Source organism: Microbispora bryophytorum, from assembly GCF_043197435.1.
In the GTDB taxonomy this organism is placed as follows: domain Bacteria; phylum Actinomycetota; class Actinomycetes; order Streptosporangiales; family Streptosporangiaceae; genus Microbispora; species Microbispora bryophytorum.
On record NZ_JBICTF010000009.1, the window covers coordinates 146,090 to 157,993 of the forward strand.

Below are 11,904 nucleotides of genomic sequence, written 5' to 3' on the forward strand. Positions count from 1 at the left end.
GGCGACAGCACTTTCAGCGAACCGCCGGTTTTGTTCAGATTTTGCCGGGAGGGGCGACGCCGAGCTCCGCCAGTCCCTCGCCGAGCACCCGGCGCACCGCCTCCCCCATCCGCACCCGGGCCGCGTGGACCCCCGTCGGCGGCTCGTCGCCCCTGGGAATCGGGGCCGCGCGCTCGACGGCGGTGTGGTAGGCCTCGGCCAGCCGTTCGAGATAGGCCGCCCATCCCGGGTCGCGGCTGTCCCTCCTGCTCGGCAGCTCGGCCAGGACCCGCAGCACGGCCCGGTCGAACGGGCCGTCGAGCAGTTCGGGCCGCACCGCCGCACCTGCCGCACCACCTGCCGCCGCACCGGCCCGCACGCCGGCCGGCACGCCGAGGTCGCGCGCCCACCGCTGTACGGCACCCGCCCGCACGTACGCGTACCGCACGGCGAAACCGGGGTTGTCCCAGGTGCGCGGGAAGTCCGGCCACGGCGCCACGGAGGCTCCCGGCGGCGGGGGGACGGCGACCGGGGCGGCAAGCACGTCCTCGACGATCTCTCCGGGGGTGGCGACGCCGATGACGAGGAAGCCGTTGGGCCGGACGTCCACCCGCCGGATGCCGGGCACCGTTCGCAGCCGTGCCGCGAGCCGCTCCGCCACCTCAGCCGGCGCCTCCGCCGTTCCCCGCAGCGCCGCCGTGGAGACGAACCACGCGTCCCGCTCCCACGACCCCTGCGGCACCGGCGGCGCGCCAAGGACGCCACACAACGCCTCCATAATCACCCCACACCCCCTCACCGCCGTGATCTTGTAATTTGTCGCACACATCCCCGCCGAGCTGGGCCTCCACCTTTCATGATCTTGCAGAATTGACACAGCCAGAGGGCCCACCAGGGGAAACACGACTCGTGATCCTGCAATCGCAAGGTCACGGCGGCGATAACGCCAGGTCACGAAGCATAGCGGCGCACACTTGCATGATCATCAAAGGGATCGGTGCAGGTGACGGCCCATCCATGCGACAAACTACAAGATCACGAGGGGTGGGGAGGGAGGGAGGGGGGTTAGATGAGGGCGAGGGGCTCGGCTGGGACGTAGCCCTCCAAACGCGCCGAGCCGAGCAGCGAGCCCTCGGCCGAGTCGCGGACGCAGACGTAGGAGTACTGGTCGGCCGAGTAGACCCGCACCCCGTCCGTACGGCACTGCCGCATCAGGACCTCGCCCCACTCCTCGGAGACGTCGGCGAAGCCGAGGCCGGTGAGGACCTGACGGCGGGCCAGGACGGTGCCGCCGGCCACCTCGGGCAGGAACCGGTGCTCTGCCCCCGGCTGGCGCAGCAGGGTCGCGCCGGTCTGCGGCAGGTGGGCGTAGAACGACGCCTTCCCGAGCACCTCGGCGTCGGTGGAGGCGAAGTGCCGCACGAGGTCGGCCAGGTAGTGCTCGCCGTACAGGTCCCTGGCGTCGAGCACGGCGACGTAGTCGCCGTCGGCGAGCCTGATCGCACGATCGAGAGCGGCGCCCCGGGTGACCGGCTCCTGGGTCGCGCGGACCACGACGTCGAGGTCCGGGCACGACTGACGGACCGTCTTGTCCACCAGACCCGCGTCCAGGCCGTCCGCCACGACCACGATCTGGCCCGGCCGTTCCACCTGACGGGTGACCTGGCCGAGCAGGCGGTCCAGCTCCGCCGGGTCGGAGACAGCGGTGATCGCCGTGATCGCACCGCTGCCCCGCACGCTCGGCACGCCGAGGGTGTCGAGGACCGGGTCGAGCAGCGGGGTGACGCTGGTGCGGGCCCGCCAGGCGAGATGCGCCTCCCTGGCCAGGTGTCCGGCGTCGGCCATGAGGACCTCGGCCGCCGCGAGGATCTCCTCGCCCTTGGCCCCGGCTCGCACCTGGAGCACCGGAGTGCCGCAGGCCGCGACCTCCTCTATCGCTCTCGGCTCGGCGTCGGCGCCCGCGATCACCAGGGCCGGCCGCCGGTAGGCGGTCAGCACGTCGTCGTACGCCGTCGTGTCGTCGTCCTGCCCCGCCAGCGGCTGCCAGGCCGCGCCGCCGGCCGGAGGAGTGACCGTGCCAAGGGTGACGATCTCCCCGGTCCTGCCGCCGTCGGCGGGGATGGGGTTGTGCACGCGAGGCTGGATCGCGAGCGGGAGCACGCCGACGCGGTCGTGCCGCAGCGCCGACCGCCACTCGCGGGCGCGGGCCTCGGTGGTGGCCAGCACGTACTCGAAGTGCTCGGCCGCCGGAACGGCCCGCGACACCGCGCCGCCGGAGTGCCAGAAGACCGTCTTGACCCCCCGCTTGTGGCAGGCCGCCACCAGGTCGCGCAGCGCCCGCGTCTCCCCGGCCAGCGCCTCCAGCCAGCGCCCGCCGTTGCCCTGGCGGGGGCCGGGCCGTACGGACTCGACGAACAGCACGTGCGGCTGCTGCTGGTCGAGCATGGCCTCCCAGTTGTCCGGGCCGAAGTTGGTAACCAGCCGCCACTCATACCGCAGCAGCGCCTCGGTCTGCCGGTCCACGATCGCGGCGACCGTCATGTACGGCCGGGCCGTCGGGCCCTTGGGGACCGTGAACGACTCGGCGAGCGGCGCGGAGACCTGCGGGGCCTTGGGCTCGGGCGCGGCGGGAGCCGCCTTCATCTCGGGGACGGCGGGGATCTCGGGCTTGAAGTCCGATCGCCTGGGCGCGGGGCGCTTCCTGATCGGCGCCTTGAGCGTCCTGGCCACCGTGCCGGGCTTCTTGCTGTGGATCGCGTCGCCGAGTTTGCTCCACCGGCTCTCCTGGAGCGAGGCGAACTTCCAGTTGGCGACCTCGGTCTGGTACTTCTGCTCCGCGAGCTGCTTGGCGAGCTGCGCGTTCTGCCGCTCGGCCGTCTTCAGCCGCGCCTCGGCCTCACGCATCTTCGTCAGCGCCTCGGCCTCCGAGCGCGCCACCTCCTCCAGCCGCCGTTGATAGTCGGTGATCAGCCGGGCCAGCTCCGCCGCGCCGGAGGCCCGCTCCACCGCCTCCGCCAGCGCCTGCCGCAGCGCCGCCGGGTCGCTCCGCTCGGGCTGTCCGGCTGCCGGCTCGCTTACCTCGCTCATAAGGGCTGACTCCGCGGTAGACCTTCAGGACCAGAGTCACAATATTCGCAGAACGCCCTGATCGCTCTCAGGCAGAGCCGAGACCTCGTCCACCTCCTCCGCCACACCACCCCGCGACCGGTGGCCCACGAACCTCGCGACCAGATCGCCACAGGCTCTGCGACCAAATCACCACGACACCAGCGACCAAACGGCCACCGAGCATGCGACCGTTGTTCCACGAGGAGGGTCCGGAATGCCATCCTGAGCTGGTGAAAGGCCCTTCGCGGACCCCTCTCGGCCGAGTGGTTCCGAGACACGCGGAAAAGCCTGCCGCGGACGCCTTGAGCGACACCCGTGTCGTACTGATCAACGGTGCCCGCCAGAGCGGCAAGAGCACCCTTGTGCGCCTCCTCGCCAAGGAACGGACGGCAGAGTGGCGCAGTCTGGACACCCCGGTCGTTCGCCAGGCAGCGCAGGAGGATCCCGCGGGCTTCGTGGCGTTCCCCGATCTGATGGTGATCGACGAGATCCAGCGCGTGCCCGAACTCATGCTGTCCATCAAGGAACAGGCGGACGCCGACCCCCGGCCGGGGCGGTTTCTGCTCACCGGATCCGCGCGAGTGCTCAGTCTGCGGGCCCTCCCCGACGCGTTGCCCGGACGCATGGAGACGATCGAGCTGTGGCCGTTCTCGCAAGGGGAGATCGACGACACTCCGGACAGGTTCGTGGACGCGATCTTCGCCAAGGGCGAGGACCTCCGTCACACGTCCTCGTTGTCGCGCGCCGACTATGCCGAACGGGTCGTCCGAGGGGGCTTTCCGGAGGCGGTGGCCCGGACGAACCCGCGCAGACGCGAGCGCTTCTTCGACTCGTACGTCTCCGACCTGATCGCGCGGGACGTGAGCCAGTTGTCCGAGATCGAGCGGACGCCCGAGATACGCGCCCTGGTGCGGTCGGTGGCCGCCCGGTCGGGACAGTTGCTCGTGACCGGCGCGCTCGGGGCGGACATCGGACTGTCCCCCAGCACCGCGAACCGCTACCTCGGCCTGCTCGAAGAGGTGTTCCTGATCAAGCGCGTCCCCGCCTGGTCGCGCCACCTCAGCAATCGAGCGGTCGGCACTCCCAAGGTGGCCTTCGTCGACTCGGGCGTGGCCGCCAACCTGCTGGGCGCCGACGCGAGGAGCCTGGTGCGGCCCGACGGCCAGTTCGGACCGTTGCTGGAGGGATTCGTCCTGATGGAGCTCGCTCGCCAGCTCACCTGGTCAGATGAGCGCGTGGAGCTCTTCAACTACCGGACCAAGGACAAGGTCGAGGTCGACGCGGTGCTGGAGAACCGGCAGGGCCGTGTCGTCGGTGTCGAGGTCAAGGCATCCTCCACGGTCCGCGCCGACGACTTCCGTGGCCTGCGCCACCTCGCCGACCGCCTGGGCGACGACTTCGTGGCCGGCATCGTCCTCTACACCGGCAGCCAGACCCTCCCCTTCGGCCCGCGACTGCGCGCGATGCCCGTCAGCGCCCTGTGGCAGGTCTGACGCCTCCGCCGGGCCACAGCGAGCGCCTCGCGTACGTTGACAGGCCGGCGCGAGTGAGCCGACCCGGGTGCAGTGGGCCGGGCGCGGATCTGCTGGAAGGTCGCGATTACCATCGCGCGATGAACCGATTTCCAATTCGAAGGACATGCCACTTGCCCTGACTATAACGTTCGTGTTATGAGTTGGGGGAAGGTGGAGCTTGAACCCGAGGTCGACGAGTGGTTCGACTCGCTCAGCCAGGACGACCAGGAGACTGCCGTCTTCTATGTCGATCTGCTGGCCGAGCGCGGCGTGCTTCTCGATGAGCCGTACACCCGGCAACTGTGCGGCAAGCTTCGGGAGCTGCGCTTCCACCTCTCCCGGAATGCGGTCCGCATCACCTACTGGATCGCTCCGGGAAGGCGCATCATTCTGCTCACGGTCTTCCGCAAGCAGCGGATGCGGGAGACGACAGAGATCGAGCGAGCTGTGCGGGCCATGCGGCGATGCGTCGCGGAAGCGCACACGGCAGACGAGGAGTGATCGACGTGAGCGAGCGCAGAGCGTGGTCCGACAAGCGCTCCGAGATCATGAATCGGCCCGGCGCCGGAGCCGCCTACGAGGCCGCTCGCCTCCGCTTCGAACTTGGCGACACGGTGCGGCGGCGGCGCGAGGAGCTCGGCCTGACGCAGACGGAGCTGGCAGCTCGCGCAGGCCTCAAACAACCTGCGGTGGCCCGCTTCGAGGCCGGCGGCACCATGCCCACGATTCCAATGCTGGAACGCCTCGCCGAAGCCCTCGAGGTACGGCTGAGCGTGCAGTTCCAGCCCTTCCGGGAGGCAAGTTAGCCCAGTGCGTGAAGCCGAACGTCGGCTTGACACATCCACCGCGCACACGCCCCGGGTCCTCCGTCGACTCGGGCATGGTCTCCAACCTGCTGGGCGCCGACGCGAGGAGCCTGATGCGGCCCGACAGTCAGTTCGGACCGTTGCTGGAGGGATTCGTCCTGATGGAGCTCGCCCGCCAGCTCACCTGGTCGGACGAGCGCGTGGAACTCTTCCGCTACCGGACCAAGGACAAGGTCGAGGTCGACGCGGTGCTGGAGAACCGGCAGGGCCGCGTCGTCGGCGTCGAGGTCAAGGCATCTTCCACAGTTCGTACCGACGACTTTCGCGGCCTGCGCCACCTCGCCGACCGCCTGGGCGACGACTTCGTGGCCGGCATCGTCCTCTACACCGGCACCCAGACCCTCCCCTTCGGCCCGCGACTGCGCGCGATGCCCGTCAGCGCCCTGTGGCAGGTCTGACGGCTGAGTCGCGCGCACAGGCGGTCAGGGCGGGCGTGCACTGTCGCAAGCCGCCCTGACCTGCCCTCTTCGCCTCACGCGCACATGCTATTCGCACTCTCAAGGAACTCGTTCCAGGTGTACAGGTCGTCCTTGTCGCCGACGTACACGTCTCCGGGCTGGAGCGTGACCGCGTCGTTCAGGCTGAAGGTGAGCTGACCCACGATCGCGTCCTTTCCGGAATCAGGGTACGCCTCGACGTAGTAAGTGACGCCGGGGCGCAGGCGAGGATCGCCCGAGATCAGTTTCCAATCCGGCGACGGCGAATCGAGATCAAGCGTCACGGAACCGTCTCCGACGCGCGTGGTGCTGAATTTGGCGACACGCGTCCAGGACTCGTCCACGAGAATGGTCATGGTCATCGAGTGAGGTGCCCTTCCGCACCACGCGACAGGAATGTTGATGCCACCGTCCTGCGAGCGCGTCAGCCCCACCACTCCTACTTGTTTCTGTACACAGCCGGCGAGCATGAAGGCCACTGCCAGCGCGACCACGAGCCGCAGAATCTTTCTCATGTCAGGCCGCACTGGGAGCCGTATCCACCCTTGACCAGACCTGCTTGGATCTCGAACCCGTTGGTACAGGGATTCGGCCCCGCGAGCCAGTAGGCGACGGCGAACGAGAACCACCAACCAGTTCTGTCGGCGTAGGTGTACCACTGCTGCGTGTGCACATATTCGTGCTGCAAGAGGTCCGTCTTCTTCAGAGCGGCCGCAGTGGAAATCTTGGTCAGGAAAACGGCCCCGATGGTGTAGCCGCTGCGGCCGGCGGGGAACAACCATTCCGGCAGCCCACCGCAGACCGACAGTCTCCCGCCCAAGGCGCTGCCGCACGGCGCCCCGGTCAGCTTGTACGTCCACGCCTTGAGTTGCCTTTCGACATCGGCCAGCTTGAACTTCGCGTTGTATTCGAGCATCACGGAAGTCAGAGAAACCCAGGACCGGAAAACGATGTCCGCCGCTTTTGCCAGCATGTTACCATACTTGTCCCATATGGCCTTATCACCATTCAGCAGTTTGCCGCACTGACCCTCACCTCCGACGACCGCACAGAACGCGGCCTTGATACCTTTCCAAGCGCCTTCGCCGACCTTCTTCTGCAGCTTTTTGAGCCAGTCACTCACGCCTCCCGAGGGGAGCATGCCCTCCATGTCCTTCTCGTTCATCGGCATCGCCTTCACCAGCTGCCACATCAGGTCGAGTTGCTGGTTGGTGAGCCGCCCGTCGTACGCCAGCATGTAGGCTTCCCTACGCTTCTCGTCAACTGACCAGAAGTCCTTTGGAGCCTGGTGGCCGTCCGGCATGACGCCCAGTTCCTTGGCCCGTTCGTCAGTGAACCGGGGCTGAGACTCCTTGAACCACGGCGACTGCATGTACTCTTCCCACCATCGCGCGTGGGCATCGGTCTCATAGCAGGTGTCGCCGGAGCAGACGTATCCGCCGCAGGAGAAGCCGGACAGGCACACCTCCACCTGCTGGTGCCCGGTGGGATCGACATAGTTCAGGGGCGAGGCGCCCGCGTAGGTGTAGTGGTTGGCCTGTACGGACGGCACCGGATCCAGGTTCGCCGTGTCACGGCTGGTGAAGGTGCCGGTGCCGGGCTGGTACCAGCGGGCGTGCATGTTGACCTGACCGGTGTCGGCGTCCGTCCACTCGCTCTGATAGCCGAGCTGGAGCTGGGTGCCGGTGCTGGTGGTGACCTTGCCGAAGGGGTCGTAGGCGGTGGAGCCGGCCAGGCTCGTGGCTCCGGCCGTGAAGGCCGCGACGATGTCACCGTGCCGGTCGGCCATCTGGAACTGGGCCGTGCCGGTGCCGATCTTGGCGGACAGGACGTCGCCGAAGGCGCCCCGGCTGTAGGTCTCCCGCGCCGCTCCGGCTCCGTCCGTGACCGCGACCAGGTCGTTGCTCATGTCGGCGTAGACGTGGTGGTGGCGCCGCCCTTGGTGCGGCCGGTCATGCGATCGAGGGCGTCGTAGGTGTAGTCGGCGTTCCCGTCCCCGACCATCCGGTCGAACGCGTCGAAGGAGAAGGCCCTGACGGCCCCGTCCTTGGAAGCCGAGGCGAGCGTGCCGCGCGGGGTGTAGGTGTAGCTGACCCCTGCGCCGGAGGTGAGGCGGTTGCGCTCGTCGTAGGTGAAGGTGTCGTTCCCCGCCCGCGTGCGGTTCCCCGGACAGCCGCCGTTCCAGCCCGCGGCCGTGGCAGGCTCCGGTCCCCCTGCCGGCCCCGAGGTCCGTAGACTCGGCTGGGCTTCAAGGGAGGGCAAACCGTGCGCAAGGGTGAGTGGCCGCGATTCCAGGCCAGGCCGTACGTCTGCGGGGCCGTCGGGCCCTTCGAGCAGGCGACGCTCGACGTGCTGGCACGGTCGGGGCCGGCCGTCCAGGCCGTGCACACCGCCCCGGCGGCCGCGCTGCTCGCGTCGGCTCCTCTTGCGCCGTACGCCACGGGCGAGCGGACTACCGCGTACGCGTGGGGCGGTCGCACGCCGGAGACCGGGGCCGAGCCCCGGGCGAACGCGTGGCTGCGGGTCGCGGAGACGTACGAGACCCCGGGCCTGGTGGACGAGCCCGACGCGGTGAGCCTGCACACGGGCGGCCTCGGCCTGGTCGACGTCTACTACCTTCAGGACGGCGACGCCGTCTACTTCTCCTCCCTGATCGAGCCGCTCCTCGCGCTCGCCCGGCCCTACGAGGTGAACTGGGACGCGTGGGCGGCGATCCTCACGCTCACCTACCCCCTGCTTGAGGACACGCCGTACCGCCAGATCCGGCGCCTGCCCGGGGCGACCGCGCTGACCTGGTCGCGGCGCGAGCGCAGGCTGAGGGTGGACCGGCGGACCCCGCGCTGGGTGCGGGAGGAGCCGGTGGACCGGGGCGTGACGGGCGGCGACCTGGTCGCGCTGCTGCACGACGCGCTCAAGCCGTACGAGCGGGTGCTGGTGCCGGTGAGCGGCGGGTACGACTCGCGGCTGCTGGCCAGCGTGGCGATGGCCAGGAAGATGGACGTCGAGTCGTGGACCACCAGCCCCGACGACGGGCTGGACAACGACATCGACTTCGCCCGCTACATCACCCGCGAGCTGGGCATCCCGCACCGGATCATGCCGCAGGACCCTGTCGCCTACCCGCAGGAGGCGCTGTGGGCGGCCCGGCGCCTGGAGTTCCTCACCAGCCACCACGCGTGGTACTCCCCCTTCGCCCGTGAGGTGCACGGCGCGGGCCGGGCGCTGGTGGACGGCCTGGCGGGCGGCCCGCTGATGAAGAACTTCCTGATCACGGCGGACGCCGTGGGCGCGGGGACGGGCGCGACCCGCCGCGAGGCCCTGCTCAAGGCGCTGGCGACCGGCGACGCCCACATCCCCGTGCTCGGCGAGGCCGCCGCCGCGTTCATGGGCGACCGGGTCCGTACGGCGTTCACCCGGGCGACCTCGATGCTGCACGGGCACCGGGCCGAGCTGCCGTTGAGCGTGCTCCACACCCGGACCGTGCGGGGCATCGCCCGGTCCCCGGTCAACCTCGTCGGCCCGGAGGCGACCCCGGTCTTCCCGTTCCTGCACCCGGAGTTCTTCGACGCGGCTCTGTCGGTGCCGGTCGGCCGCAAGGAGGGCGGCAGGTTCTACCGGGAGGTCCTGCGGGCCGCCAACCCTCGCGTGGCGGCGCTGCCCTCGACAAACACCCCGCTGCTGCCGAACCGCCGGGTGCCGCTGCGCTCGAACGGGCCGGTCGCCCGCGAGTGGAACCATCGGATGCTGGTCAGGGCCGCGGCGATCCCCGGACTGATGTCGCCCCAGATGCTGGACGCGATCGCCGGCGGTCCGGACGCGCTGACCGCCTTCGGGTCGTGGAACTCGCGGTTCTGGCTGCGCGCCCTGGCGGCGTTCGGGGCCTGGCTCGCCGACTACGAGGACGCGCTCGGCGACCTCACCCCGCCCTGGCCTGCGCCGTAGGGCTGGTAACCCCGCACAGTCCTGGGGCGCGTGTGTGCGGTAGCAGTCCGTGATCACCTGGAAACAGGTAAAAACTGCATGTCAGACCGTCGTCAGCCTTTTCGGTCAGGCCACTCTTAGTGGTAGTTTTGGTCAAATAGAGCCAAACTTCATGGCGAGAGCTTCAAAGCTCGGGTGTGACCTGACAACGCGCTCCTTCTTTCCTCAAGCGAGAACCAATGAACGCTGCTGCGCCCTGCCCTGACTCGGTTCCCGGGTCGTTCGGCGCCACCACTGGTGCGTCCTCCGGCGATCTGCCGGAGATCACCGATTTCACCTCACAGGACCCACGCTGGTACAAGCGCGCGGTCTTCTACGAGGTACTGGTCCGCGGCTTCAAGGATTCCAACGGCGACGGCACCGGCGACCTGCGCGGGCTGATCGAGAAGCTCGACTACCTCAAGTGGCTCGAGGTCGACTGCCTCTGGCTGCTGCCGCTCTACGAGTCCCCGCTCAAGGACGGCGGCTATGACATCGCCGACTACCTCAAGATCCTTCCGGAGTTCGGCGATCTCGGCGATTTCGTGAAGCTGATCGAGGCCGCGCACGAGCGCGGCCTGCGGGTCATCACCGACCTGGTCATGAACCACACCAGCGACCAGCACCCGTGGTTCCAGGCGTCCCGCACCGACCCGGACGGCCCGTACGGAGACTTCTACGTCTGGTCGGACGACCCGGACAAATACTCGGGCGTGCCCATCGTCTTCGTGGGCTCCGAGGAGTCCAACTGGACGTACGACCCGGTGCGCAAGCAGTACTACTGGCACCGGTTCTTCCACCACCAGCCCGACCTGAACTACGACAACCCGGCCGTCCGGGACGCGATGATGGAGGTCATCCGCTTCTGGCTCGACCTCGGTGTGGACGGGTTCCGGCTGGACGCGGTGCCCTACCTGTTCGAGCGCGAGGGCACCTCCTGCGCCGGGCTGCCCGAGACGCACGACTACCTCAAGAAGATCCGCGCCGAGGTGGATCGGCTCTACCCCGACCGGGTGCTGCTCGCCGAGGCCAACGGCTGGCCCGAGGACGTGGTCGAGTACTTCGGCGACCCCACCGTGGGCGGCGACGAGTGCCACATGGCCTTCCACTTCCCGCTGATGCCGCGCATCTTCATGGCGGTGCGCCGGCAGAGCCGCGAGCCGATCTCCGAGATCATGTCGCGCACCCCGAAGCTGCCGGAAAGCGCCCAGTGGGGCATCTTCCTCCGCAACCACGACGAGCTGACGCTCGAGACCGTGACCGAGGAAGAGCGCGACTACATGCACGCCGAGTACGCCAAGGACCCGCGCATGCGCGCCTACCTCGGCATCCGGCGGCGCCTGGCCCCCCTGCTGGACAACGACAGGGACCAGATCGAGTTGTTCACCGCGCTGCTGCTCAGCATGCCGGGCTCGCCGGTCATGTACTACGGCGACGAGATCGGCATGGGCGACAACATCTGGCTGGAGGACCGCGACGCGGTCCGCACGCCGATGCAGTGGACCCCGGACCGCAACGCCGGCTTCTCCGAGGCCGACCCCGGCCGGCTCTACCTGCCGGTGGTCATGGACCCGGTGTATGGCTACCAGTCGGTCAACGTCGAGGCCCAGACCAAGAGCGAGTCGTCGCTGCTGCACTTCACCCGGCGGATGCTGCAGATCAGGCGAGAGCACGCGATCTTCGGCACCGGCGACTACACCGAGCTGTGGTCGCCGAACCTCAGCGTGCTGGCCTTCCTGCGGGAGGAGGGCGACGACGTGGTCCTGTGCGTCAACAACCTGTCGCGCTTCGCCCAGCCGGTCGAGCTCGACCTGCGCCGCTTCGCCGGGGTCACCCCGGTCGAGTGCCGGGGCGGCGTCTCCTTCCCGACGGTCGGCGATCTGCCCTACCTGCTCACGCTGCCGGGCTACGGCTTCTACTGGCTGTCCCTGCGGCCCTCGTCCTGATCCGGCCGTCCGGCATCCCCGCCCTCGGGCCCTTCGCGGGGCCCTGGGCGGGGCGCCGTCGCACCGGCGACAGACTTGACGCCGTCTTGGCCCA

General features: G+C 69.1%; 11 protein-coding genes. 6 read left to right on the forward strand and 5 right to left on the reverse strand.

The window, feature by feature from the left end:
* Positions 1–34: 34 nt before the first annotated feature.
* Both ACGFIB_RS28085 and ACGFIB_RS28090 read right to left on the reverse strand, forming a co-directional pair.
* The gene (locus ACGFIB_RS28085; protein WP_393376113.1) at positions 35–757 is read right to left on the reverse strand and encodes an anticodon-binding protein; all 723 of its coding nucleotides are present in this window, start codon (positions 755–757) and stop codon (positions 35–37) included.
* Between the two features lie 287 nt (positions 758–1,044).
* Complete coding sequence (locus ACGFIB_RS28090) at positions 1,045–3,066, reverse strand: glycosyltransferase (protein WP_393376115.1); 2,022 nt, start codon at positions 3,064–3,066, stop codon at positions 1,045–1,047.
* A gap of 323 nt (positions 3,067–3,389) precedes the next feature.
* Between ACGFIB_RS28090 and ACGFIB_RS28095 the strand changes: the two genes are divergently transcribed.
* The 4 genes from ACGFIB_RS28095 to ACGFIB_RS28110 all read left to right on the forward strand — a co-directional run bounded on the left by ACGFIB_RS28095 (position 3,390) and on the right by ACGFIB_RS28110 (position 5,865).
* Complete coding sequence (locus tag ACGFIB_RS28095; RefSeq protein WP_393376116.1) at positions 3,390–4,580, forward strand: ATP-binding protein; 1,191 nt, start codon at positions 3,390–3,392, stop codon at positions 4,578–4,580.
* Between the two features lie 177 nt (positions 4,581–4,757).
* Positions 4,758–5,102 (forward strand): type II toxin-antitoxin system RelE/ParE family toxin, encoded by a 345-nt coding sequence (locus tag ACGFIB_RS28100; RefSeq protein WP_393376118.1) that lies wholly within the window; start codon positions 4,758–4,760, stop codon positions 5,100–5,102.
* 5 nt (positions 5,103–5,107) lie between these two features.
* Positions 5,108–5,407, forward strand: a complete 300-nt coding sequence (locus ACGFIB_RS28105) for a helix-turn-helix domain-containing protein (protein WP_393376120.1) — start codon at positions 5,108–5,110, stop codon at positions 5,405–5,407.
* A 26-nt stretch (positions 5,408–5,433) separates the two neighbouring features.
* Complete coding sequence (locus ACGFIB_RS28110) at positions 5,434–5,865, forward strand: DUF4143 domain-containing protein (protein ID WP_393376121.1); 432 nt, start codon at positions 5,434–5,436, stop codon at positions 5,863–5,865.
* 74 nt (positions 5,866–5,939) lie between these two features.
* Here the strand turns inward: ACGFIB_RS28110 and ACGFIB_RS28115 are convergent, their stop codons facing one another.
* Genes ACGFIB_RS28115 through ACGFIB_RS28125 form a run of 3 tightly spaced genes read right to left on the reverse strand, consistent with a single transcriptional unit; the run spans position 5,940 to position 8,166 of the window.
* A complete protein-coding gene (locus tag ACGFIB_RS28115) occupies positions 5,940–6,419 on the reverse strand; it encodes an LptM family lipoprotein (protein WP_393376122.1) in 480 nt (159 codons plus the stop codon).
* Positions 6,416–7,813, reverse strand: a complete 1,398-nt coding sequence (locus tag ACGFIB_RS28120; protein WP_393376124.1) for an RHS repeat-associated core domain-containing protein — start codon at positions 7,811–7,813, stop codon at positions 6,416–6,418. Before ACGFIB_RS28120 ends, ACGFIB_RS28115 begins: the two co-directional genes overlap by 4 nt.
* The gene (locus ACGFIB_RS28125) at positions 7,810–8,166 is read right to left on the reverse strand and encodes a hypothetical protein (RefSeq protein WP_393376126.1); all 357 of its coding nucleotides are present in this window, start codon (positions 8,164–8,166) and stop codon (positions 7,810–7,812) included. Before ACGFIB_RS28125 ends, ACGFIB_RS28120 begins: the two co-directional genes overlap by 4 nt.
* A 3-nt stretch (positions 8,167–8,169) precedes the next feature.
* Here ACGFIB_RS28125 and ACGFIB_RS28130 point away from each other — a divergent pair, with 3 nt between their 5' ends.
* Both ACGFIB_RS28130 and treS read left to right on the forward strand, forming a co-directional pair.
* Complete coding sequence (locus ACGFIB_RS28130) at positions 8,170–9,846, forward strand: asparagine synthetase B family protein (protein WP_393376127.1); 1,677 nt, start codon at positions 8,170–8,172, stop codon at positions 9,844–9,846.
* 218 nt (positions 9,847–10,064) lie between these two features.
* Positions 10,065–11,810: a maltose alpha-D-glucosyltransferase gene (treS, locus tag ACGFIB_RS28135; RefSeq protein ID WP_142571555.1), complete on the forward strand. Its 1,746-nt coding sequence runs from the start codon at positions 10,065–10,067 to the stop codon at positions 11,808–11,810.
* The last annotated feature ends 94 nt before the right edge of the window (positions 11,811–11,904 follow it).

What these genes read in the sequence shown, in the direction of transcription:
- ACGFIB_RS28085 (WP_393376113.1), bottom strand. Translation starts at nt 757, where the DNA reads ATGGAGGCGTTGTGTGGCGTCCTTGGCGCGCCGCCGGTGCCGCAGGGG.
- ACGFIB_RS28090 (WP_393376115.1), bottom strand. Translation starts at nt 3,066, where the DNA reads ATGAGCGAGGTAAGCGAGCCGGCAGCCGGACAGCCCGAGCGGAGCGAC.
- ACGFIB_RS28100 (WP_393376118.1), top strand. Translation starts at nt 4,758, where the DNA reads ATGAGTTGGGGGAAGGTGGAGCTTGAACCCGAGGTCGACGAGTGGTTC.
- ACGFIB_RS28115 (WP_393376122.1), bottom strand. Translation starts at nt 6,419, where the DNA reads ATGAGAAAGATTCTGCGGCTCGTGGTCGCGCTGGCAGTGGCCTTCATG.
- ACGFIB_RS28120 (WP_393376124.1), bottom strand. Translation starts at nt 7,813, where the DNA reads ATGAGCAACGACCTGGTCGCGGTCACGGACGGAGCCGGAGCGGCGCGG.
- treS (WP_142571555.1), top strand. Translation starts at nt 10,065, where the DNA reads ATGAACGCTGCTGCGCCCTGCCCTGACTCGGTTCCCGGGTCGTTCGGC.